We start from the raw sequence: 24,703 nt of genomic DNA on the forward strand, positions 1-24,703 counted from the left end.
GAAAAAGATCTGCTGGTCAAAGGGAGTGAATGGACTTGGCTAAAGGAAATGATTTGATTAGATATATAACCGAGCAAGTGGTTGAACATATGGAAAAGCCGAAAGAAGAACGTAAATCCTCTAGAAAAAGAAAAGAACCTTGGCAGACGAAATGGTTTGGAATGCTTCCATTTGGGGTATCCATGTGGGCTAGTGAAAAGAAAAAAGAGGTTCGCAGTAAAAAAAAGAACCAGAATACAGCTTCTGATTCTTAGATTCTAAAAGGCCTTATTCCATTACACAAGGGATAGGGCTATTTGGTGTTTTCGTAGAAATTACCGTTTTCAAGCAGTCTTTTCACGGGGATATATCTAATGAGGGATTCGTTTGTGCCAATACGGAGAAAAGAGACATAATCGCTATCAGGATTTGTCCATGTTGCATACCCAGTGATGGAAAGCGGTCCGCTGTACCACATATTGTGATCAGAAGAATTGAAAATGAGCTGTTTTGAAGTATCCAGTTTCCTTAAGAGTGATCGCTCAGAAAAGATGGGTACCGGAGTCGAAACCCGCCACTTGAGATTCTCTGAGGAGTCAAAAAGGGGCGAGGTCTGTTGTATCGTTTTAAGTGTATGATCCGTGCTTATCCAATCGGAATAACGATCTATAGTACGCGGCTCGGTAAGCATTTCTGGATTATCCAGAAGCACGTCTCCATTAGTAGCGTCCACATATATTGTTTTCCCCTCTTTTTCAATTACCCAGTACGATAATTTTCCTGCATATTTCATTTGATGAGGAGTAGAATTTTCCGTTCCTTTCTCTAGGTGAGAAAGATGCCCAAGTAAATATAACAATTCGGGATTAAACACGGAAAAAGTTCCCACCCCATATTCAGTAACTAGATACTTAATCTGTGGTGTTGCCATTTCTTCTGCGGATGACTGTTCCCCTGTTATGATCAGGTATCCGGCAATATCTTTACCTTGAAGAACATGCACAAGGAAACTGTGCGTCCCGGGACCAAGCGGCATAATATGAAGGTTGGAGTCAATAAAGTTAGCAAATTCGCTGTTTTTGGAAAGTTCCTTTATTGTATGCTCTGCAAGGCGAAGAACGGGGGCAGGAGCTGCATTTCCAGTTGAGTCTTGTCCTGCATAGGAAGGTGTATAGCAAGCATAGAAAGATAAAATGAAAATACACAACATGCTAAGTATTAATTTAGTTCGTTTCAAGGAAATAACACCTTCTTTTCTGCAGGCATAAAAAGGCACCTGCTGTTCTTATCTACATTTTACCGATGAAAGAACGAGAAAGGTGCTGTTTACTGGAGTGGACCTTAAGAAAGACATGCACTAGTTTTGACGAAAAAGGTGGTGTTTTCTTTTCCTGTGCCGAATTGAGGAAGCGGCCGCTTGCCTACCTAAGATGCATAATCCCACAGCTTATCGTACTAACGTTGATTTTAGGTTCATACTGCCATTTCATTTCACTGCGTCTACGGTTATATTGTTCCTGGATAGGCAGCTTTTGTTCTTCCTCGGTCTGTTCTTTCAGTAAATCCTCATAGTAAGTATCCAGGACAACTAATTCTTCTTCCAAGCGGCTTTTTGCAGCGTCTGCCCAGCTATAATCAATTAATCGAAGTTTACCATGGATATGTTTTTCTAGTGACTCAGCGGCTTGTTTAAGCGGAATTCGTCCTCCTTGAACGTGCATATTATCAGGGAGTCTTGGGCTGAGTTCTCTTTTATCCAGCACGTGTCCAAAGTCTTCAGCAATTCGGCCCGTAAGCAGTGAAATTCCTAAAAAATGCAGTTCTTCTCGTTTGAGATCACAAGATAATTCTACTTTAAAGCAGACACTAAGCCATGGCTCGTAGGCTTTGGGAATCGAACCGCTGATCTGCCTTTTAGAAGGGAGCTCAAACAAGTTAACGTAAGCTCCGCCTTCCCGAGAAGCCGTGAAAATTTGTTGGAGTCGAGGGCTGCCGTAAATTATATGTTCACGAAGCACACGACCTGGACCGAGAACGGGGAGAGAAGGAACGTTTCCATAGTAGCGTCCCAGTAATGCGTCTTGATTGGCGCCGGTTGTTCCCAGTTCTGCAGCCGTTTCTAAACTGGCTTGCTGTTTTTGTATTTGTTCCGCTTTTTCATGCGCTTCTTGGTCAAAAATAAACATAAAAGACATCGTCTCGGCAGGAGTGCCTGTCCGGTCTACAAATCCCCAGTAATAAGGCCGATTGGTGAGTGCTTTATCTGCTTCTACTGACAATTTCACCGTAACATGAGCAGGGGATTTCTCAATCACTTGGCAATCCATTGCCTCAAGAAATGTCATAACATAGGACTGAACCTCTTCTTTAGACATCGTCATAAGGAGCTCCCCCTTTTGCGGCTTTTGGTAGAAGAAGCAGCTTGCTTCATTTTCATTGGATCAAGAACGCTGCCTACTGCATCTTTAACAAGTGAAGCGTCAGGTTGTTGTTTGACCTCTTCTTTAATCGAATGAATGTTATGAGACAGGGCATTCATTTTCTCATTAATTTCGTCTTCGCTTGAGGATTCTAGTATAATTTTAGTGAGACTTTTCTCAATGGATTCTTGTTTCTCAAGACGTTCGAGGATGACGTCAAGTCCGCCGATTACCATCTCGAACATATTAATTTTTTCGTGCAATAGGTGCAAGATATGTTCTTCAATGGTGCCACGCGTTGCTAAATTATATATATTAACGTCATTTTGCTGACCAAGCCGATGAACCCGTCCAATTCGCTGTTCGACTCGCATCGGATTCCAAGGCAGATCAAAATTAATCATGTTATGACAAAACTGCAGATTAATGCCCTCACCGCCAGCTTCTGTTGCAATCATGACTTGAACCCGTCCCCGAAATAGATCCATCATCCAGTCTTTTTTACCCCGGTTCATACCACCGCGATAGGGAACAGCTGTTAAACCGCGGTCACGAAAATAATTAAGCAAATATTCCTGAGTAGCTCGGTATTCAGTGAAGACGATGGCTTTCTCATTCATTTCACGAATAAGCTCCATCGTTTTTTCTGCTTTGGTGTTAGCTTTTATGGCTTTGATATTGGCCACAAGGTCCCAGATTCGGTCACGCCATGGGGAGTCAGGAGCCATTTTTTTAGATAAATTAACAAGAGTAACGAACACAGCATCACGACTGCTGCAGACCTCCCTTTGTAAAGTTACCATAGAGAACATACTGGTCATATTGCCTCCGGCCGAATGGAACTGATCTTTTACGAAAGCCGTAACTCCATCATAAAGAGCTTGTTCTTCTGGTGAGAGAGTGAGATTAATATTCGTAACTTTACGTTTCGTAAATTGAACAGGACCTTCTCCTCTGCGATTACGAATCATGACTTTAGCCAGCTCATCTTTCAGCTGACCTTCATTTTTCGCTATTCGTTTATCAACTACAAAATTAGCGGCAAAATCGCCTTGACGGCCAAGCTGTCCCGGTTTTAAAAGAGTAATGAGATTGAACAACTCACTTAAATCATTTTGAACTGGCGTTGCGGTTAACAAAAGACAATACTTTTTACGAAGTTTCAGCATAAATTGATAATTGGATGTTTTTTTATTTTTTAATTTATGAGCCTCATCGACGATAATCATATCGTAGTCGGTACTCATCAGTATCTCTTGATGGGGGTCGCGTTTTGCTGTATCCATAGAAGCGACAACAATATCATTTTGCCAGGAGTACGCCTTTTTCTGTGCGACAGCCGAAATTCCAAATTTAGAATTGAGTTCCCTTACCCATTGCAGCACAAGGGATGCAGGAACAAGAATAAGGACTTTAGATACGAGACCGCGAATTAAATATTCTTTTAAAATGAGGCCTGCTTCAATCGTTTTCCCAAGACCTACTTCGTCTGCAAGAATGGCACGCCCCGACATTTCAAACAGCACTCTGCGAGCGGTGTCAATCTGATGCGGCAGCGGTGTGAGATCCGGGATATGTTTTAAGCACTGCATATCATCAAAACTTGGGATGAGTCCTCTTTCTTCAGCCTCAACAGCAAGCTGAAAAAGACGATAGTCGCCCCATGGTCCCCCTTTGTCTAGTCTACTCGTAAGTTCGTCCAGCCAGTTTTGATCAAAGTGAATTGGAACGGGCAGCGGTTCGGGCTGAAAGCCCACGCGGGCGGGTGATATTTTTCTATTCACTGGTGTTATTGCCTCCCCTGTCGTCTCATAAGTCTTCCTAGTATGGACGAAAGCGAAGAGATTCATAACTAATTCAGCATTTTACTATAGAAGCGATATGATAAAGATCATGAATTTATTTGACTTACCATAGGTGCGTATACATAATGGCTACATACAATATAATTGTATATAATGGTTAGACATCATGAAGCGATTTTGTTTTGTACAGCAGTAGGAGGGACACAGGGTGAATAAACAATTTATACAAAGTAATGCAGATTTATCAGCTTATTCTACTTATGAGATCGGAGGCAAGGCTAAATATCTAGCTGCGCCTACCACAATAGAGGAATTAACTTCTGTACTAGAATTTGCAAAAGAAAAAGAATTAAAACCATTTTGGTTTGGCATGGGATCGAACATCCTATTTCCGGATGAACCAAAAGAAGATATGATCTTTATCAGTCTTAAGGAACTAAAAGAGACTCATATTGATGAAAAAGGTTGGTTTGTTTCTGCCGGTATGCCGATGTCACATCTGTCGCTTATTGGTCTGGCTTCGGGAACAGCTGACTTTGATTTTTGTTTTTTGCTCCCCGGAACGGTAGGCGCAGGAATCTATATGAACGCGAAATATTATAACAGACAAATTTGTGACATTCTTGATACAGCTTTCTATATTGATTTGAATGACCCAGAATTCAAAGTCCAGACCATCCATGTAGATGGATGCGGGTATAGTTATAAAAATTCTATCTTTATGAATAATGATTGGATTATTGTGGGTGCATACTTAAAACATCCTGACTTTAATGCGCTTGAGCAAGGAATCCGTGAAGTGGAAAGACTAGAGCAAGTAGTAGAATATCGAAACCCTTCTGTCTTGCCTAATTTTTATAAATACTACACGGCCATGGCCGAGACTTGGGCACAGGATCATGAGGCAGAGGTTCCTGAATCTTTCAAAAGCGTAATTCAGGATCGCGGAAGCAAGTTCCATTTTGATTATCCTTCTTGCGGATCGGTGTTCAAAAATAACTATGATTTTGGTGAACCGATGGGTAAAGTCGTCGATCGGCTAAACATGAGAGGAACGGTGCACGGGGGTGCATCTATTTCATCTTGGCATGGAAATATGATTGTGAATCAAGGAAATGCGAAAGCAGAAGATATCGTACATTTGGTTGAACAAGTGAAGAAATCAGTAAATGAAGCATTTGATTTTATCCCGGAAGAAGAACTTATTATTGTAGAAAAGAAATAAGACAGGATACGTAATAATCCCTTGTAAATTTATAACCCATGTCTGGTTCCTTTTATTAGGAAGCATGACCTGGGTTTTTTGACATTTTCTTTGCTTTTCTTTGGTAAAGAGAGGCAGGGCAACAGTGCAGAAAACTTGTTATGATTCATAAGTTTATGATAAAGTTAACATAATAAATAGCTATTTTCGGGCAAAAAAAGCTGAATTCGTTCGTTTTGAGCTGAATGTGATGATATGAATTTCTGTATCTGAAAGTAAAGACTATGATTGACTTATCTATTTTCAGAAAGGTGAGAAATTCAAGTGGTGAATAACAATGAGCTTCAGGCAGAAGAACTAGAAACGTTTGACCAGTTTTTAATGGCTTTTATCAGATTCAAGCATAAAATATATGCAGAACAGCAAAAAGAATTTAATCACAAGTTAAACCCCACGAAGATACGAATCATATATATGTTATCTCGTGAGCGTCTTATGGCTGTTGATATTGTGAAGCGACTTCAGCTTTCTTCGGGTGCGACCACGGTCATACTTAATCAATTGGAAGCAGAGGGGTGCATTACCCGTGCTCGAAGTGAGGAAGACAGACGAATCGTGTGGCTATTCCTTACGGAGGAAGGGCAACACGTCGCGGATAACTTGCGTGAAAATCGCGAACGTATGAACAAAGAGATTCTAGGGCTTCTATCAAAAGAGGAAAGAGTGCAATTTCTGGACATCGTCAAAAGAATTGAAGAACGAATCCTTGATGCTCTTACATAAAAGAACCAGACTCTTGAAGCCTAGGCTGCTTGAGTTTGGTTTTTTTTATAATTTGAATCTTTGTATATGGTCATGTAGCTTTTCTTGTAATAGGATTTCTTTTTGTCTCGATCCAAGAAGATCAAAGTGCGGAAATGGATCTCGATGGTGAATATATTTGGGATTAAGGTTGTGTTCTTTGCACCAGTGCTGCAATTGCTTAAGATCAGAGCAACCTACCTTCGTTACGCTGGTTATGCCAGGGAATCGAGGGTCAATCCAGTAATGAGTCAGATAAGCAATTTGACCTTCTCTCACTTTTTCTTTCCACTCTTCGAGTTCACTTCGTGTAATACCAAAAGCCATGTTATTCATCCTTTACTTCATTACGATTAGTATCTATTCTTTTATGTTACCTCATAAGTGGGATAGAAGCGAACAAGGATACGGGAAAAACGTGCCGTATTCATCAGAAAATAATGCCCACAGGAAAGAAGCAAGAGAGGAATTGATGATGATATATGGAGCTTTTTATTACAATACTCATTATGCTTATAATTATCGGCTTATCCAACGTAATTAATCGGTTTGTTCCATTTATTCCGGTCCCGCTTATCCAAATTGCGCTTGGAGTGGTCTTTGAAGTTGTCCCTTTCGGGATCCATCTCGATTTAAATCCTGAACTGTTTTTTGTACTGTTCATCGCACCGCTTCTTTATAATGATGGGCGTAAAACACCGCGGGATGAACTATGGAGTCTTCGTACGCCGATTTTGCTGCTTGCACTAGGACTCGTCTTTCTAACCGTTCTTGTAGCAGGTTATGGTATTCATATGCTGATTCCGAGTATACCGCTTCCAGCAGCGTTTGCGCTTGCGGCCATTCTATCTCCGACCGATGCTGTAGCCGTAGGAGCCATGGCTGAACGTGTTCATCTGCCTAAAAGTATTTTGCGGACGCTTGAGGGCGAAGCGCTTATGAACGATGCTTCTGGTCTGGTTGCTTTTAAATTTGCGCTTGCCGCGACGGTAACGGGTGTATTTTCATTAACAGATGCCTCCATCAGTTTTGTGGTTATCGCTGTCGGCGGACTGCTCCTTGGTGCAGTGCTGTCTTTTCTTATTCGTAAAATTGGAGTGTTGCTTCGAAGACTTGGCATGGAAGACGTAACTGTTCATATGCTCATTCAAATCATAACTCCGTTTATTATTTACCTCGTAAGTGAAGAACTCGGTTTATCAGGAATTTTAGCGGTGGTAGCAGGTGGGATTATCCATGCAATTGACCGGGATCGGGCCGATACGATTCATCCCAAGATGCAAATTGTTGCAGAAAGTACTTGGTCCGTAATTGTATATATATTAAATGGTCTTGTCTTTGTTATTCTCGGTATACAGTTTCCTAATGTACTCAGTAAGATTTGGGATAATGGAGCCTTTAATCATGTACAGATCGTGACCTATATTTTCATAATTACGCTGATATTATTTATTTTACGTTTTCTATGGATTTATGTGGTTGAGACGACTCTGTGGAGAATGAATAAACAGGAAAAACCGTTCATTAAGCATATTATTTTAACTACCTTATCTGGTGTACGTGGAGCTGTGACGCTTGCCGGTGCCTTTTCTATCCCCTTTGTCCTAATGGATGGATCCCCTTTTCCCGAACGAGATCTCATCCTCTTTATATCTGCTGGGGTGATTCTGCTGACACTGATTACTGCAAGTATCGCACTCCCACTTATTGCAGACAAAGAAGAGAAGGCTGGCGCAGATGTAGTCCAAGTACGTGCGTTAACCAAAATATTTGATCGTTCCATCCAAGTGGTTAAGTCCGAGATGAATGATGACAACAAAGCGGCAGTATTGTCTGTTATTGCGGATCTCAACAAATATTTAAATCGCTATTCGGACCAAGACGATAAGAAGAAATGGGGAAGCCATTTTCAAAAACAAGAGATGTCCATTCGTATGAAAGCCATTCATGCAGAGCGAAAAGAAATCGAGCATCTCTTGAAAACAGGGGAAGTAAGTGAAGAGCTTGGGATGTTCTACCTAAAAGTTCTGGATCGTCGTGAAATTGTCATGTCCAGCCGAATGAAATCGCAGATTTGGTCTTCCTTACGCAGTATTGGGCGAACGATTGGAAGAGTCTTTATGAAGAAACAGATGGATCCGAGTAACCCAATGAGAGAAAGAGTAAAAGCATCTCGTAATCTTCGTATCCAGACCTGTGAGAGTGCGATTACAGCTATCCGAAGTCATATGAACGATGAAAATAGGGCTGCATCGCTGACCATTATTTCTCATTATGAACGGATCATATTCATGCTTCGTGAAGGAGCTACCGAACTCGATGATAATGCTTTTAATGAAAAGAAATTAGAGTTGCAAATTAAAGCAATTCAAGAACAACGAAATGCCGTTCAAGAGTTATTTGAAACAGGCGATATCCATCGAAATACAGCTGCTTCTTTACGCCATTATATAAACAATTTGGAATCTAACCTTCTGAGTGAAGAGTAAAAGAAATCTGTTTAATGGAAGGAAGAGTTGTCCTATTGCCTGGCTGGTAATGGGACAACTCTTTTTTATTATTTCTTTGCTTCATTGTAAAGATCTTATGGAAGTATTTTTTTACAGAACAAAAAATTATATATTTCCTCAACGTTCGTGGGATACTACGAAGCATGTTATGTACACAAGACAAATGTAAGGTGAGGATGATATGACAATAAGAAAATGGTTCATTGCACTAGCATCCGCTATACTTGTATGTGCGATGATCGCCTCCGAGGCAAAAGCTAGTCAGCCCATCTTGAAGGACCGGACGTATTATGAAAAAAGAGGGGATATTGTATGGGAAGCTCCTATTTCCAAAAAACAGATCGCTCTTACCTTTGATGATGGACCAGATGAGCTGGAAACGGTACAAATTTTAGATCTGCTTAGAAAATATGACGCGAAAGCTACCTTTTTTGTAGTGGGCCAGCAATCAAAAAAGAAAGCTCATCTTATTCGTAAGGAGATTGAAGAAGGTCATGAAGTGGGAAATCACACCTATTTTCATACTTTTGCAGATAAAATCAAGAGTAAAGAAGATTATATGAAAGAACTTGAAGACACAGATCGTTTAATTGAGGAAGCGGGTGGACCCAAACCAACCCTTTTTCGCCCGCCGGGCGGTGTATATAACGACATTGTGCTAGACAGTGCTAAAAAAAGGGGATATACGATTGTGCTCTGGTCTTGGCATCAGGATACAGGGGACTGGAGCAGACCAGGAAAACAGCGTATTATTAATAAAGTACTTCGCAATGCCCGTAATGGGGATATCGTTCTTTTTCATGATAATGTACATGGACAAAGTCAGACGATAAAAGCACTAGAGCGAATATTACCCGAACTGAAAAAGCAAGGGTATCAATTTGTGACTGTATCGCAACTGCTTAAGACGAAGGAAAAGGAAGTCATGGAATTACCTTAAATCATGGGATGTATGTAAGAGAAGGGGAGAATTAAAGAAATGAATGGAAACAGCAGGGCTGATATTCGTGCAGGAATTGAAGTTGATATTGTAATTAAACAGGATCAACGAACAGGGAAATTAACGAGAGGGATTGTCAAAGATATTTTAACCAATTCTCCATCGCATCCACACGGCATCAAGGTTCGACTTGAAAACGGTCAGGTAGGCAGAGTAAAACATATTTTACAGAAGTAAATATATAGTGCAGCAATCAAAAAATATGAGAAGGACTCCGCATGCAGGAGTCCTTTTTTTGGCTTTTATTAAGCGCTTCGCCTCACGAATTGTTTCAATAACTAGATTGTTTTTACTTTTTTGTTGAAAATTAAGTAGAAAGTGAGTACTATAACCTGTAAGTGATTCATTTATATATTTATAAATCGATTTACATTTATTCAAATCAAACGATCATCTACATAGGAGGCAGAAGAATGAGCAATTTTAATGAAAAACTCATTGCACACTATAAGTTCGATAATGCAGCACACCTTGGTAAAGACAGCTCAGGAAATGGGCATGATGGAGCAGCTATGGGAACATTGAAACCTGAAATTTCACATATCTCTGGCAGATCCGCAGCTACCTTTCCAGGAGGAGCAAATGGAACTTCTTATATACAGCTTCCATCTAATTTGCTAGTAGATGTAAGCGATAACACAGGTCTCACCGTGACGGCATGGGTCAATTTTGGTAAAGGTTCGAACGTATGGGAACGAATTTTTGACTTTGGTAAAGGTGAACAAGGGCCTTATGCATTTTTGACCCGTCAGTTAAGAGGGACTCTGTATGCTGGAGATGATCTGGTTGTAGACCCAGGCCGGGGATTTGCTGCCGGAGAGTGGATGCATATCGCATTTTCGGTGATAGGTACTGAGGGTGGTAAACTGAGCAGTGCTGGTCCGATTGTCTATGTGAATGGAGAAAAAGTAGCAGATGGTTCCATCAGTCAAACTTCCAGTGGAACTTATGCTAAGCTGCGCAGTTGGTTCGATACATTTACAGATGCTTCGAATTACAGCCAAAATTATATTGGACGTTCTCAGTATGCAGCCGACGTGGACTTTACAGGTTCGCTATCTGATTTCCGGATTTATCGGGATGGTCTGACGATTGATGAAGTAATTGAAGTGATGTGCGAATCATTGACGGATGAAGAGATTGTAAAACTTGCAGGAGATAAATATTTATCTTTTCCAACGAAAATAGTCACGAAAGACGTTTCCTTGCCTGTTAGTTTACTAGGCGGTAAAGTACAAATGAGCTGGAACTCAAGTCGTCCGGAAACTCTATCTCATACAGGTGAAGTTCAGTCCATTACATCTCCTGAGGAAATTACACTCCATGCGGTATTAAGTAAAGGGGAAAGTACGCTGAGCAAACATTTTGAGATTTCGGTTGTACCGGAACACCTTCCGCCCTATACAGTAACGATTCACGGAGATCAAAAAGTGGCTGATATCAGTGAAGTGATGTATGGACTCTTTTACGAGGACATCAATAATGCAGCCGATGGCGGAATTTACGCTGAGCTTGTACAGAATCGTTCGTTTGAATCCTTTGCCTTTGATACCTACTCACCTGAATCGGGGGAATGTGGTTGTTCCACTGGCCGGAATCGTGATCCTTTGTTTGCGTGGTCTGGAGATACCCATCTGATGAACCCGCAAAATAAAGGCGGTTTAAATGAACACTTTGGAGCCAGTGACCCAGAAGTGAATGCTTATTATGTAACGGTTCAAAATGGAGCAACGATTCGCAACCGTGGATTTTCGGATTCAAATCACCATTGTGCGATGTCGATTAAGCAGGGAGAAGACTATAACTTTACCGTTTGGGCGAAAGCGGATGCTCCTGGTAATATAACCGTTCAATTACAAGATAGCAATAATGAGCCGATCAGTGAGCCAATCACACTGCAAGTAGAAGGCGGGGGCTCTTGGAAAAAATATGGTGAGCAAGATGAGAAAAACCTTATTCTTACAGGCACAGGGAATGCTCTTGGTCAGCTGGTTCTTACCTTTGAAGGTGATATTTCTATCGATATGGTGTCACTTACGCCGCAAGATGTGTGGGGAGCAGACCCTGAGGAGAAAGGGATATCCGCTTCAGCACACGATAACTACAAAGGAAATCCAAATTATCGACTGAGAAAAGACCTAATTCAAGCGCTTGCTGACCTGCATCCCACGTTTTTACGTTTTCCTGGCGGCTGTATCTCAGAAGGATCTTTCATTTGGGAGAATGTATATGACTGGAAGGACTCGGTAGGTCCTGTAGAGCTGAGAAAAGAGAACTACAATGTTTGGGGTTACATGATGACGATGGGACTTGGTTATATGGAGTACTTCCAATTAGCTGAGGACTTGAATGCTCTTCCGGTTCCGGTTATGGCTTGCGGTGTTCTGTGTCAGGCTCGTTCTGATTATGCACATCCGGCAGGTGGCGCTTTGAGGGAGTATTTTATCAAGAACTTTACAGACTTGATCGACTTTGCACTCAGCACGGATACGGAGAATAACGAATGGGCACAAGTACGTAGCAGTATGGGACATCCGGAGCCATTTGATCTTCGCTACCTCGGTGTGGGAAATGAGAACTGGGGAAATGAATTTTTCGCCAACTTTGAAGTATTCAAGGCTTCAATTGATGAATATATGAAACGTAACTATCCGGAGCATGAACTCTATATTATCTCTACCGTTGGTGCACAGGCGGATGATGATGCTTATCAGCAAGGATGGGAATTCCTTAGCGGTAATCTCACGGGATCAGCTCAAGTTGCTTTTGCGGATGGTAAAGAGGTAATTGAAGAGACAGTAACCTGGTACGAGAATCAGGAGAACTATATGGATACGATTGCTGATGAGCATTACTATAGATCTAATGAATATCTCCTGAACAATGCGGATCGTTATAACTATTATGACCGGGCCTACCACGCGGATGGAAGCATTGATTTTAAAGAGACATCCAAAGTATTTGTCGGGGAATATGCATCCACGGATAAAAATACATTGGCAGGGGCTATCGCCGAAGCTGCGATCATGACCAGTTTTGAAAATAATGCGGATGTTGTCCGCCTGGCGGCCTATGCGCCGCTGTTTAATAAGGTACTGACAGATGGTACGTACCGCTGGACGCCGGACTGCATCTGGTTTGATGATGAAACGGTGTGGTTTACACCGAACTATTATGTACAGCAAATGTTTGCCAAAAGTGTTGGTAAAGAGGTACTTCGTACTTCGTTCGGGACGTACAGCAAAGGTAAACCCGTGGAACTCATTCCGCACGGCGGGATCGAAATCGCGGGAGGTAATGCCGATATTCTCGTGAAGAAAGTGGTTGTCACTTCGAAAAAGGATGGCAGTGTTCTATTTGAAGAAGATTTCCGAGAACAAGAGGGACCAAGTGAAGCATGGAGTTTCATCCCTGGATCGGAAGGCTATACATCGATTCCTGGCAAAGGATTGCTTTTGAAAGCGCAGAAGAGCGGCCTGAACGGGTTGTACCTGATGAATGATGAATGGACCAACTATAAGGTGCAGGTAGAAGCAAGCCGGATTAAGGGTGAGGATGGATTCTATATCGGTGTAGGAATGACCGACATTACTCCTGAGAAAAAAGACGTAATTGAGTATGCGATCGCTTATGGCGGTCAAGCAACAGGTGTGAAAGTGTATAAACAAGGAATCGAAGGTTATACGCTAGGTGATTATTCGTCCAGTACAGCAGCTGGAAACCTGAGAGCGGCAAACTATGAACCGCTGGAGAACGAGAAAGATTATCTAATTACCGTTAATTACGGTGGAGAGAATGGAAAGAACTTGATCTGCTCTTATACGGACGGGCACTTCACCAGTAAAACACTGGATTACAAGCTAGAAGCATATAATCGGGAGGTATTCCATTCCGTTACGAGAGATGCACAGCATGTATATGTGAAATTGGTGAATGCAGATGGTGTGGATAAGGCTACACAGATTAACTTGCAAAATCTGACCGTTCAGCCTAATGCAACACTGATTACGCTAAGCGGGGAAGAAAATCTGCTTCATGTTCCAAATGTAAACAAGAAAAACGATGAGAAAATTACACCGCAGCAGCAAAGCATCGAACTGCAAGGAGATAGCGTTGTTCTTAAGCTCCCTGCGAATTCTGTGAGCTTGCTGGTGATGTCGATCTAATCTAAATATTATCTATAAGATCCTTCATCTTGTAGGGCGCATTGGCGCTCCTATCAGGATGGAGGATTATATGAAGATACAAAAGGGACTCCGTAAAGGAGCCCCTTTTGTGTTTTTACATCAATAAAATGGCTACGATTGTTGTTACAGTAAGCCCAGTGAGGACAGGAATAAGATTTCGTCTGGCAAGCTCAAATGGACTCACGTTACAAATGGCTGCGGCTGGAATAAGGGCCCAAGGAATCAGCGTTCCTCCTCCTACCCAGATGCCCGCAATCTGACCAAGAGCTGTGAGCAGCGGAGCTGAATCTATAGAAGCAGAGAACATCTGGGCGATCGAACCAACGAGTGAAATACCAGAAAAACCGGAACCGTCCATTCCTGTAATTGCACCAACCAGCGTCATAATGATTGCACCAATAGTTTCATTAAGTGGAACCAGATGTGCTAAGGCAACACCAAGATCATTAACAATGCCGTGAGACGATTCGGGTAGCGGGTTTTGAAACAATTCAGTGAGTGCAGCATCTCCTAGATAAAAGAAAGCAGCAATGGGGATGACAGGACCGAAGACACGAAATCCAAATTGAAATCCTTCAATTAAATATTCAGTCGTTTCTTCAAGTCCTTTATTTCGGTGGGCAATCATCGTTACGCCAATCAGAATGATTACGGCAGTCCCGCCAATAAGAGCGGTGGCATCTCCGCCTTGTAGTTTAAATATATACATAGCAGCTACATCAAGGGCGAATAAAAAAGGAATGAGTGTTGCAACGATTTTTTTGGTACGAAGAGGAATCGCAAGATCTGTAAGATGAGACTGGTCTGTGGATAATGGTTTCTTCGTCTCTCTATCTGTAGAAGGAGATGATGTCCCAATAGGTTGGAATGCACCTCTTTTCATATCCCTGCGAAGTAGTATATAGGCCGTTACGGTAGAGACGAGCCCCATTGTGATGACAAGCGGTACGCTAGCTTCAAGTACACTAGATACAGGAAGCCCAGCGGCATCGGCAGTCAGCTTAGGTGCACCCTGAATAATATAATCCCCTGATAAAACCTTTTATTATAAAGTATTTTAAAAAGGGATTAAGGTAAATTTCAGATGTTAGCTTAATACCTTACTGTTTTTCTTTATGTGAAAACAGGAACCCCCCCAACAGAAACATCAGAAAGGATGAAAGAAGAAAGAAACAAAGAGAAGGAATGAATATTATCTAATCTCACCAATAGGATAGGAGGTGAACCGTAAGGCTAGGTACAGCAAGGCATAGAGAGGAGATATAGGGGGAAACTATCCCTAGTCTGGTAACTACAAAAAAATACACACCATTTATAAATGGATTTTAGACACAAAAAAAGGACAACAAGCAGTTATCCTTCTCTTTCATATTTATCCCAATCTTTAAGCATAATGTGTAAAAAGTCATTTTTAGTACATTGTGTGTCTGAATACCCAACGTCTTTCCTAATTAGTACAATTAGTTCAGCTAACAGTATAATAATTTGTTTTGGTTCGTAATTTGCTGAATCAGCAGTTAAACCATATTTTCGCCATTCAACAAACTTTTTTACTGTCTCATCAGAGGCATAGAAAAATAGCTTGGTTCCTAAGTCTAGCATAGTTTTGTTATATTCTCTTTGTAATCGAGGGTCTTTTCCTAATTTTTCAACATATTGTTTATCTAGTAACTTTGTAATCATAATTTCAACTAATTTTGTGAATTCTTCCGTCTTATGTATATGAAGCTGTGATTCATTGATCTTCATTAACTCTAAATCCGTTGTTAATTTATTCCTGAATTCCTCCAATTGTTTATTTAGATCGAGTTCAAAAGCTTTTAGATTCTTAGCGTGTACTTGGTCTGGTAGCTTTTTAATATATGTATATAGAAACCAACCACCGAACAACAAAGCTAATTGAAATATTGCTAGTAAAATATCCAAATGTAACCCTCCTTTTTTACTAATTATACCATCTCAACATACAGCAAAGCAGTGATTTTTAGACATGAATAATATTGGCTACAACGCCTATTGTTAAGCTATAGCCTCTTTCATTAAATATTCCTGAAAACATCATGATTCCTTTGCTCTGCATACATTAACTAGAGAGTCAGGATTGTAACAGCACAGAGGGAGGCGAAAATAGATGAAATCATCAGCAGATATTATGTCACAGACCGAAAGATTCGGCGCCCATAATTATCATCCACTTCCGATTGTAATTCATAAGGCGGAGGGGGTGTGGGTAGAAGACCTGGAGGGACGTCGTTATATGGATATGCTTAGCGGCTATTCGGCTCTGAATCAGGGGCATCGTCATCCTCGCATTATTGAGGCGCTCAAACGACAGGCAGATGAGGTGACGCTAACATCGAGAGCTTTTTATAATGCCCCTCTTGCAGAACTGATGGAAACACTTGCGAAATTGACAGGGAAAAATAAAATTCTGCCCATGAATACTGGTGCAGAAGCAGTGGAGACTGCGGTGAAAGCGGCAAGGCGCTGGGCCTATCGTGTTAAGGGAGTGGGTCCTGATCAAGCAGAAATCATCGTTTGCGAAGGAAATTTTCATGGAAGAACAACAACAATAACATCCTTCTCATCAGAACCGTCGTATAAAAGAGAGTTTGGACCTTTTACTCCAGGATTCACTATTATTCCTTACGGGGATATTGATGCTCTAAAGGCTGCAATTAAGCCGAATACGGCGGCTTTTCTAGTAGAGCCTATTCAGGGCGAGGCTGGAATTGTCATACCAAGGGATGGGTATCTGCGGGAAGCAAGAGAGATTTGTGATCAAGAGAATGTATTACTTTTAGCCGATGAAATACAGACCGGATTCGGTAGAACAGGAAAGCGGTTTGCATGTGATTGGGAGAAGGTAGTCCCGGATATATACATTATGGGAAAAGCACTTGGAGGAGGCGTTATGCCTGTATCTGCGGTTGCTGCTGATAACGATATACTAGGATTGTTTGAACCAGGATCACATGGTTCTACTTTTGGAGGGAATCCACTGGGAAGCAGTGTAGCTATAGCTGCACTAGCTGTGATAGAAGAAGAAAAGCTGGCAGATCGCTCTCTTGAACTCGGCAAGAAAATGCTGAATCGATTACAATCGATTCATTCTAAGGATATCGTAACCATTCGTGGTCGCGGATTATTTATTGGCGTAGAAACGAAGGAACCAGCTCGGCCGTACTGCGAAAAATTAATGCAACTAGGACTGCTATGTAAAGAGACACATGAAACCGTAATTCGTTTGGCTCCTCCGCTTATCATATCGGATCAGGACCTGGAATGGGCAATAAAGCAATTGGAGCTGGTGTTTACGTAATACAAACAATGGTAAACTAACAGAAATCGCCATTTTATTAGTTTCTTGCGCAAAACAACGAAATGCATAGAAGAATGTCATTGTCAGTGCAACTAATGTCGAGTAGGTCAGATCTACTCGCTCTCGAATAATGTAAAAAAATGGTTTGTATTTTGTATATAATAATTCAGGTAGACGATAGTCTGCCTTTTTTTTGCATCAGAAACAAAAATAGTTTTACTTTTTCCATATCAAACGCTTACAATAAGTTCGTCCGACATTTTTCGATTATTATTTCAGTCATTCGTCATTATTTACGTTGTATATCCTTAGACTTGAGGTGGCTTAGACGGTTATGGTTCGATATCATTTATTTACCAAGATTGTACTGATCATTGTAATTATGTTAATTCCTGTTGTACTTTTATACAGTTACTCGAACAAAATGACGACAAACGTCGTTGTGAGTGAACTCAATCGATCTAGTAGTAATCAACTCGCTTTTTTTCAAAGTCAGGTGAATACAAGCATCGAGGAATTATCCTCCTGGCCTATTATATTAATCCATGATCCGGATATTGAGAGCTTTGAACAACAGGATTTGGTGAGTGAATATCTAAATTTGGATCTTATTAATCATGTGAAAAGAATACAGAATAAGCTAAGTATTCAGGAAAGCTCTTCTAATTGGAGAAGCAATTTGAGCTTATATTCACCATCTATGAAACGCGTGATTACCGAAAATGATTCGAGAACATACGATAGTAGGGAACTGGATAACGCCAATTTACCTGGCTGGCAGGTACAAAAAGTAGCATCAGGCAATGATGAGCGCTACCTCTTTTCCTGGTATACAGCATCTCCATATTCTGCTAGAGATCTAGTGGAAAATGCGAGAACTATTATCAAACTTGAATTCGACAGTACTAACATCCAGGATATGCTGGACAAGTTTAAAAGTAACGGAAGAAGAGATCCTTTTTATTATATACCTGGGACAGGCACGATTTATAACCGAACAGCGGATATTGACCGAAGTACGGAACTATTGAAACAACTTGATTTTACCGAAATTAATGATGTAGATTACCGCACTATAGAGCTTGGGGAGGAAGTCTATAGTGTACATACCGTGATATCACCTGCTACGGGCTGGTATTTAATTGATTACATTCCACTTACCGATGTGCTTGCTCCAATTAAAGATTCTAATCGGTTGTTTTACGGAGCGGTTGCCTGCCTCTTATTTATGAGTTTTTTGGCGGCCTACTTGTTATATGTACAAGTGCAGATCCCGGTCAGAGATTTAATGCACGGCTTTCAGCGTTTAAAGATGGGAGACTATTCTGTCCGGCTTGAGCCAAAAGGACGGAATGAATTCAGCTTTTTATCGGAGCGATTCAACTCCATGGTTATACAGATCCAGGAACTATTCGAACACGTATACCTTGAACAAATCCAAGTGCGTGAAGCAAGGCTGAAGCAACTTCAGTCTCAAATTAATCCTCATTTCTTTTATAATTGTTTCTCTTATATTACGAGTATGGCGAAACTTGGAAAAACGGACGCAGTTGTGGCAATGTCTCATAACCTTTCCCGCTATTATCGTTATACGACACGACAAGAAAAGGATCTTGTTCCTATGAAAGAAGAGATTGCTTTTGTGATCTCCTATTTGAAAATTCAAAAGATGAGAATGAGCCGTCTAGATTACGTAATGGAAATACCAGAAGAAATGATGGAACAGCTGGTTCCGCCTCTTGTCCTTCAGCCGCTGATCGAAAATGCAGTCATTCATGGAATCGAGAGGTCTGCAGATGCATCTTTTATTCGGGTATCCGGTTTCGAAGACGAGGGACGAATGTGCCTTCAAGTGGAAGATGATGGACTTGGAATGGATGATGAGGCAATGAGGTTATTACAAAACCAGCTTGCAAGACCTATGGACGAACATAGCGGTTGCGGACTATGGAATGTGAATCAAAGAGTGCAGCTGCGGTATGGTGAGAGAAGTTATTTATCTTTTGGAAAATCTCCTATGGGAGGCCTGAAAGCAACAATTTATATAGATAATATAAAGAAGGGATGACCATTCATGATCAATGTACTACTTGTAGATGATGAGACCTATGTGACAGAAAGTTTGGAAGCAACAATCCCTTGGAATGAGCTAGGAATCGGCCAAGTGTATAGAAGTGACTCAGCAGGAGATGCACTCGAACTGCTTGCTGCTCATCCCATCGACATTCTGATAACAGATATAAGGATGCCCGGTATGAATGGACTTGAACTGATCGAAAAAGCAAGTGTATTGTATCCGAGTTTACGTTCAATTCTATTAACGGGATATGGTGAGTTTGAGTATGCGAAGAAAGCGATTCAATTAGGTGCATCGGATTATATTATTAAACCTGTAGATGATGAAGATTTTATAAAAAGCGTTAAGCAGGCCGTTCAGTCGATTGATGAAGAAGGAAAACAAGCTACAAAGTATCAACAGTTGTTATATCAACGTAAATCGGACTATACACTCCTCAGAGAAAATTTATTACAGCAACTTCTCATGGGTGATCAGATCCAGACGGAGAAAATGATACAACTTCTTCACGATTACGAAATTAAGCTTTCGGACTCATCCATGACGTCTATGATCCTTGTTCATCTACATAAAGGTTTTATGGAGCATGATGGAAAGACTAGAGTGCTTATGGAATATGCGATTGGCAATATGGCGGAAGAGATTTTTGGAGAAACGTACGATGTCTGGCAAGGGCGCACACCGCATCATTGTTTATTGATATTGTTACAGTCGAAGGACCAACATGATATAGAAAGTGGGGAGTCGAATTCCCTAAAACCCAAATATCTTCGGCCTTTCATCGATAAGTTTCAATCTAGTGTATTGACGTATTTGCGAGGAGAGGTTCGTGTTATCGTAAATCGTCCGTGTATGTTTCCTCAGGATATCAGTGAAACCTACAGACGTGCTTTGAACTCTGTTTACTTAGCGGATCGGCAAATGGAGTCAGGTGTAGTATTCATTGAAGGAGACAATGCATTTATAGAATCTCCATCTTCTAAAGCTGCCTTTGAAGTGTTGTACAGACCACCAATGCTCCAGCAACTTTTAGAACGAAAAGCCTGGGATGCCGCATCTCAACGATTAGATGAAGTATTTGCGGTCATCGAAAAAAATCCGGTCTCACGTGAGCACATGTATGAAATTTATCTAGCAATCATTAATTCTTTTTTGTATATCACCCATCAAACGGGACATCGGATCAGTGAATTGGATGCAAAAGGGCTTGAACCTCACATGGTGGAACGAATGATTCACTATCCGCCGCTGTTGAAAGATTACACAGAGCAAATACTTACGAAGTTTCAACAGGCAGTATCTGTTCCTGCAGAACCGAAGAGCCATATTGTAAGTCAGGTGAAAGATATGATCTCCGCAGAAGAAGGAATCGAACTAACAGTCAAAATGCTAGCTGATCGCGTATACCTTCATCCCGTGTACTTATCTAAGATTTTTAAAGCCGAGACGGGAGAGGGCCTCAGTGAATATTTGATTCGAATAAGGCTTGAGCGAGCTTTATACCTGCTCAAACATACGAATAAAAAAATATATGAGATCACAACAGAGCTAGGCTATCAGAATCCTCAATATTTCAGCAAGCTGTTTAAGAAGCATTATGGTATAACCCCAAATGAGTTTAGAGAGCAATAAGTTGTAAAAGGTGCAGAAACCTTAAATTAGTGTCATAGGAAAAAATAGAGATATCATCCATAATAAAAATATAAAGACGAAGAAATTTAGGGGGAAACAAAATGGCACGAACGTGGAAAACTTCTTCACTTGCTGTCCTTGCATTAACGATGGTCATCAGTGCAGGCCTTATGGGATGTTCAGGTAAAGATTCAGGTGATAGTAATACGTCTGCACCGGCAAATACTGAAAACGTATACAAAGAAAAATACGATCCGGAAGTCACGATCTCCACTGCATGGGGAATTGATCCGACAGTCACATTTAAAAATGGTGAAACGATTGAAAATAGTGTCGCAACGAAATGGGCAAAAGAAGAGCTGGGAATTAATATCAACTCTCTATGGTCTGTAACAGATACGAATGGGGCTTTTGCAACGAAAGTAAGACTGTCGATGTCATCAAGACAGAATATGCCGGATATCATCACAATTGGATCTAATGAATCACAACTAATACAAGATCTAATTGAATCGGGTATTTACGGAGAAGTGGGCGAGCTCTTTGATAAATATGCTTCAGACACTTGGAAAAAAGCGATGGACATTGACCCTACGGTATGGAATTCAGTAACGCGTGATGGTAAGAAAATGGGGATTCCTGTTTTGGATTATGCATACAACAATGATTACATCCTATGGATTCGCCAAGATTGGCTCGATGCACTAAATCTCAAAGCACCGACAACGCTTGATGAACTTGAACAAGTAATGGATGCCTTTAAGAACAATAACCCAAGCGGACTTGCTCCTAATAAAGTAGTACCACTGAGTATTGGGTTTAAAAATTCAATGAACACTTGGATGGGTGATCCTTCCTGGATCTTTGGTGCAGCAGGTACGCTTCCTCAGCAATGGAATTTAGATGAAGAAGGAAAACTTGAATATGGATCTGTACAGCCAGAGATGAAAGAAGGACTTCAAACATTAAGAAATTGGTTTGAAAAAGGTTACATTCCACAAGAAGTAGCACTATGGGATGAAAACAAAACAGCTGAGCCTGCTGTGGCAGGTACGGCTGGTATTATCCCTGGACCTTACTGGATGAGCGGCTGGCCGCTGACGGATACAGTGAAAAATGATCCAAAAGCAGTGTGGAAACCATATGCAATACCAACTGGAGCAGATGGTACTGCAATGCGTCATGGAACGAATTTTGCTAGTGCAGTGACACTTATTAAGAAAGATATGGAACATCCGGAAGCATTCTTTACTTACCAGAACTACATGTTTGACCAGTTTGCAGATCCGGCAGCAGGAAGTAAACATGATTTCGGTTTATTTGAAGGATATGACTATGAACTCGATGCAAATGGCAACCAGAAGAGATACGACGAGGTTGAAGGCGGTTATGTAAATGTGCTTCGTTATCTACTTGTTCGTGATGGTGCGCGGATACCAGATGCACAGATGAAAGCTCTACTAAGTATCGCAGATGGTAAGGAAGCAACTACAAGACTAGAACGTGAAGTGCAAGCGAACTACGGCCTTGAAACTCCAAATGCTGCGAAGGTTCTTATGTCGCAAGAAGATATTTCATACAAGGATATGTTTACAGGTCCACCTACAGAAACAATGAAATCAAAACTTGATTATCTTAATAAAATCGAGAATCAAACATTCAATGAAATTATTTATGGTAATAAACCTGTAGACTCTTTCGATACTTTTGTACAGACCTGGAAAGCTGGAGGCGGCGACAAAATTACAGAAGAAGTGAACACATGGTATGACAGCGTCAAATAAGATTGCATTTCGATTGTAAGACTACCACGATAAACTCCCGAAAAGCAGCATGCGTTCATGCATGCTGCTTTTCTTCACTCTAAATGAGCAGGGAGAGACAAAATTTAGGAGGAACAGTAGATGAAAATGATAAAAAAAACATGGCCTTTCCATGTGATGCTGCTGCCTGCCATGATCTTCTTATTTGTATTTAGTTATCTGCCAATGGGCGGTATTGTCATGGCATTTCAGGATTATAAACCTTGGGAAGGGATCTCAGGTTCTGCATGGGTAGGACTTGATAACTTCCGCTATTTATTTGAGCGAGAAGACAGTGTTCAGGTTATCTGGAATACACTTGTGATTGCTGTAGCGAAGATGGTTTTTAATCTTCTTGTTCCCTTTGTATTTGCCATCCTGCTAAACGAGATTAGACAGGTTGGACTTCAGCGCTCTATACAAACCCTTGTATATCTGCCTCACTTTCTTTCTTGGGTAATTCTTGGGGGAATTCTGGTAGACTTGCTTGCTCCGGGAGGCTTGGTAAACCGAGTACTTGGAGAGTTCGGGGTTAATCCGATTCTATTTCTAGGGGATAACAATTGGTTCCGTTTCACTGTAATTTTATCTGATGTCTGGAAAGAATTTGGATATAACACGATTATATTTTTGGCGGCATTAGCGACCATTAATCCTTCGTTATATGAAGCTGCTGAGATGGATGGAGCAACTCGCTTTAAACAAACGCTTCATATTACGATCCCTTCCTTAATTCCAATCACGATTGTGGTGGGAACGCTTGCCTTAGGGAATGTGCTTAATGCAGGATTTGACCAGATCTTTAACCTCTATAATCCGCTTGTATATGAAACAGGAGATATTATTGATACCTTTGTCTACCGTACTGCGATTCTAAACGGAGAGATGGGCTTTGGTACAGCAATTGGATTGTTTAAATCCGTGATTAGTATGGTCCTTATCTTAATCTCCTATAGACTTGCCTACAAATGGGCAGGGTACCGTATCTTCTAAATAAAGGATAAGAGAGGAAGGAAAAACTGTGTATCATAAATCAAAATCATACCGTGTCTTTAACGTTGTTAATACGATTTTCCTCATTTTTTTATCTGTACTATGTATTGTTCCACTTGTACATGTACTTGCAGTTTCGTTTAGCAGTAAAGCTGCGGCCGATGCCAATATTGTATCGCTGATTCCGATCGATTTTTCTTTAGAAGCTTATAAAAAGACAATAAATAATCCTGCGTTTCTTAGATCAATCATGATTTCGGTAGCACGTACCATCGTTGGTACGCTCATTACACTCGTTATTACTTTTTTAGCGGCATATCCACTATCTAAAGAAAATAGCGCTTTTAGAAGCCGGACACTCTATTCCTGGATTTTCGTATTCAGTATGGTGTTTAACGGAGGACTTGTTCCATTTTACGAAGTCATTCAGTCCCTTCATTTGATGAATACATTCTGGGTACTGGTCTTGCCGTCAGCTGTAAATACATTTCTTGTTATACTGATGCTGAACTTCTTTAGAGGCATCCCGAAAGAATTGGAAGAGGCATCTCTTATGGATGGAGCAGGACATTTCCGAACATTGTTCTCGGTATACCTTCCTATTTCACTGCCTTCGATCGCAACGATCAGTTTGTTTAGTATGGTATTTCACTGGAACTCCTGGTTTGATGGACTATTGTATATCAATAACGCAAAAGATTTCCCGCTTGCTACATTTCTGCAAACGATCATCATTCAGCGTGATATGAGCTCAATGAGCATGAATCCACAAGAGATGGAACTTATCAGCCAAACTACAGTGAAATCAGCACAAATCTTTATTGGAGCAGCTCCCATTCTTATTGTGTACCCATTCCTGCAAAAGTATTTTGTAAAAGGAATGACGGTGGGTTCTGTCAAAGGTTAATAGACACTTTCGGATGAAAATATGAAATAAAAAATGATGTAATTAAAGGAGAGATTACAAAATC

General features: G+C 40.9%; 18 protein-coding genes and 1 pseudogene. 13 read left to right on the forward strand and 6 right to left on the reverse strand.

Translation table 11 applies throughout. The annotated features are described in order from the left end of the window. The first annotated feature begins 35 nt into the window (after positions 1 to 35). On the forward strand, positions 36 to 254 hold the full coding sequence (locus H9647_RS03400) for a YqzE family protein (RefSeq protein WP_191798167.1): 219 nt from the start codon (positions 36 to 38) through the stop codon (positions 252 to 254). Positions 255 to 292: 38 nt separating this feature from the next. Here H9647_RS03400 and H9647_RS03405 read toward each other — a convergent pair whose 3' ends face one another. The 3 genes from H9647_RS03405 to H9647_RS03415 all read right to left on the reverse strand — a co-directional run bounded on the left by H9647_RS03405 (position 293) and on the right by H9647_RS03415 (position 4,183). Next, positions 293 to 1,216, reverse strand: coding sequence for a hypothetical protein (locus H9647_RS03405; protein WP_191798168.1), 924 nt, complete (start codon positions 1,214 to 1,216; stop codon positions 293 to 295). A gap of 184 nt (positions 1,217 to 1,400) precedes the next feature. Beyond that, the gene (locus tag H9647_RS03410) at positions 1,401 to 2,360 is read right to left on the reverse strand and encodes a YqhG family protein (RefSeq protein WP_191798170.1); all 960 of its coding nucleotides are present in this window, start codon (positions 2,358 to 2,360) and stop codon (positions 1,401 to 1,403) included. Further along, a complete protein-coding gene (locus H9647_RS03415; RefSeq protein WP_318245252.1) occupies positions 2,357 to 4,183 on the reverse strand; it encodes a DEAD/DEAH box helicase in 1,827 nt (608 codons plus the stop codon). Before H9647_RS03415 ends, H9647_RS03410 begins: the two co-directional genes overlap by 4 nt. 229 nt (positions 4,184 to 4,412) lie before the next feature. On the opposite strand from H9647_RS03415, the gene murB reads away from it, so the two are divergent. After that, positions 4,413 to 5,429, forward strand: coding sequence for a UDP-N-acetylmuramate dehydrogenase (murB, locus tag H9647_RS03420; RefSeq protein WP_191798174.1), 1,017 nt, complete (start codon positions 4,413 to 4,415; stop codon positions 5,427 to 5,429). A gap of 303 nt (positions 5,430 to 5,732) precedes the next feature. Further along, complete coding sequence (locus H9647_RS03425; protein WP_191798176.1) at positions 5,733 to 6,191, forward strand: MarR family winged helix-turn-helix transcriptional regulator; 459 nt, start codon at positions 5,733 to 5,735, stop codon at positions 6,189 to 6,191. A gap of 45 nt (positions 6,192 to 6,236) precedes the next feature. On the opposite strand, the gene H9647_RS03430 is transcribed toward H9647_RS03425, so the two are convergent. Further along, positions 6,237 to 6,536, reverse strand: a complete 300-nt coding sequence (locus H9647_RS03430; RefSeq protein ID WP_191798641.1) for a hypothetical protein — start codon at positions 6,534 to 6,536, stop codon at positions 6,237 to 6,239. Positions 6,537 to 6,691: 155 nt separating this feature from the next. On the opposite strand from H9647_RS03430, the gene H9647_RS03435 reads away from it, so the two are divergent. The 4 genes from H9647_RS03435 (at position 6,692) to H9647_RS03450 (ending at position 13,885) form a co-directional block, all read left to right on the forward strand. After that, positions 6,692 to 8,698, forward strand: coding sequence for a Na+/H+ antiporter (locus H9647_RS03435; protein ID WP_191798178.1), 2,007 nt, complete (start codon positions 6,692 to 6,694; stop codon positions 8,696 to 8,698). Between the two features lie 256 nt (positions 8,699 to 8,954). Further along, positions 8,955 to 9,659, forward strand: a complete 705-nt coding sequence (locus H9647_RS03440) for a polysaccharide deacetylase family protein (protein ID WP_404822581.1) — start codon at positions 8,955 to 8,957, stop codon at positions 9,657 to 9,659. Between the two features lie 39 nt (positions 9,660 to 9,698). Further along, positions 9,699 to 9,896, forward strand: coding sequence for a YwbE family protein (locus tag H9647_RS03445; RefSeq protein ID WP_191798182.1), 198 nt, complete (start codon positions 9,699 to 9,701; stop codon positions 9,894 to 9,896). A 236-nt stretch (positions 9,897 to 10,132) separates the two neighbouring features. Next, entirely contained in the window at positions 10,133 to 13,885 is a 3,753-nt protein-coding gene (locus tag H9647_RS03450) for an alpha-L-arabinofuranosidase C-terminal domain-containing protein (RefSeq protein WP_191798184.1), read from the forward strand. Positions 13,886 to 14,000: 115 nt separating this feature from the next. Here H9647_RS03450 and H9647_RS03455 read toward each other — a convergent pair. Both H9647_RS03455 and H9647_RS03460 read right to left on the reverse strand, forming a co-directional pair. Further along, positions 14,001 to 14,942, reverse strand: a pseudogene (locus tag H9647_RS03455) (hypothetical protein); the annotation flags it as partial. A 317-nt stretch (positions 14,943 to 15,259) separates the two neighbouring features. Further along, complete coding sequence (locus H9647_RS03460; protein WP_191798188.1) at positions 15,260 to 15,832, reverse strand: hypothetical protein; 573 nt, start codon at positions 15,830 to 15,832, stop codon at positions 15,260 to 15,262. Positions 15,833 to 16,037: 205 nt separating this feature from the next. Here H9647_RS03460 and H9647_RS03465 point away from each other — a divergent pair, with 205 nt between their 5' ends. From H9647_RS03465 to H9647_RS03490, 6 genes are all read left to right on the forward strand, one after another. Continuing rightward, positions 16,038 to 17,228: an ornithine--oxo-acid transaminase gene (locus H9647_RS03465; protein ID WP_191798190.1), complete on the forward strand. Its 1,191-nt coding sequence runs from the start codon at positions 16,038 to 16,040 to the stop codon at positions 17,226 to 17,228. 334 nt (positions 17,229 to 17,562) lie between these two features. Then, positions 17,563 to 19,296 (forward strand): sensor histidine kinase, encoded by a 1,734-nt coding sequence (locus H9647_RS03470; RefSeq protein WP_191798192.1) that lies wholly within the window; start codon positions 17,563 to 17,565, stop codon positions 19,294 to 19,296. Positions 19,297 to 19,302: 6 nt separating this feature from the next. Continuing rightward, on the forward strand, positions 19,303 to 20,937 hold the full coding sequence (locus H9647_RS03475; RefSeq protein ID WP_191798194.1) for a response regulator: 1,635 nt from the start codon (positions 19,303 to 19,305) through the stop codon (positions 20,935 to 20,937). Positions 20,938 to 21,038: 101 nt separating this feature from the next. Further along, entirely contained in the window at positions 21,039 to 22,721 is a 1,683-nt protein-coding gene (locus tag H9647_RS03480; protein WP_191798196.1) for a type 2 periplasmic-binding domain-containing protein, read from the forward strand. A gap of 120 nt (positions 22,722 to 22,841) precedes the next feature. Next, a complete protein-coding gene (locus tag H9647_RS03485; RefSeq protein WP_191798198.1) occupies positions 22,842 to 23,732 on the forward strand; it encodes an ABC transporter permease in 891 nt (296 codons plus the stop codon). 28 nt (positions 23,733 to 23,760) lie between these two features. After that, entirely contained in the window at positions 23,761 to 24,639 is an 879-nt protein-coding gene (locus H9647_RS03490) for a carbohydrate ABC transporter permease (protein ID WP_191798199.1), read from the forward strand. Positions 24,640 to 24,703 lie beyond the last annotated feature (64 nt).

The organism is Paenibacillus gallinarum (assembly GCF_014836635.1).
Taxonomy (GTDB): domain Bacteria; phylum Bacillota; class Bacilli; order Paenibacillales; family Paenibacillaceae; genus Paenibacillus; species Paenibacillus gallinarum.

Bases quoted from the DNA above. Each gene is read 5' to 3' on its own strand.
- H9647_RS03465 (WP_191798190.1), top strand. From the start codon at position 16,038: ATGAAATCATCAGCAGATATTATGTCACAGACCGAAAGATTCGGCGCC.
- H9647_RS03440 (WP_404822581.1), top strand. From the start codon at position 8,955: ATGATCGCCTCCGAGGCAAAAGCTAGTCAGCCCATCTTGAAGGACCGG.
- H9647_RS03480 (WP_191798196.1), top strand. From the start codon at position 21,039: ATGGCACGAACGTGGAAAACTTCTTCACTTGCTGTCCTTGCATTAACG.
- H9647_RS03410 (WP_191798170.1), bottom strand. From the start codon at position 2,360: ATGACGATGTCTAAAGAAGAGGTTCAGTCCTATGTTATGACATTTCTT.
- H9647_RS03470 (WP_191798192.1), top strand. From the start codon at position 17,563: ATGGTTCGATATCATTTATTTACCAAGATTGTACTGATCATTGTAATT.
- H9647_RS03430 (WP_191798641.1), bottom strand. From the start codon at position 6,536: ATGGCTTTTGGTATTACACGAAGTGAACTCGAAGAGTGGAAAGAAAAA.
- H9647_RS03435 (WP_191798178.1), top strand. From the start codon at position 6,692: ATGGAGCTTTTTATTACAATACTCATTATGCTTATAATTATCGGCTTA.
- H9647_RS03445 (WP_191798182.1), top strand. From the start codon at position 9,699: ATGAATGGAAACAGCAGGGCTGATATTCGTGCAGGAATTGAAGTTGAT.
- H9647_RS03450 (WP_191798184.1), top strand. From the start codon at position 10,133: ATGAGCAATTTTAATGAAAAACTCATTGCACACTATAAGTTCGATAAT.
- H9647_RS03475 (WP_191798194.1), top strand. From the start codon at position 19,303: ATGATCAATGTACTACTTGTAGATGATGAGACCTATGTGACAGAAAGT.
- H9647_RS03485 (WP_191798198.1), top strand. From the start codon at position 22,842: ATGAAAATGATAAAAAAAACATGGCCTTTCCATGTGATGCTGCTGCCT.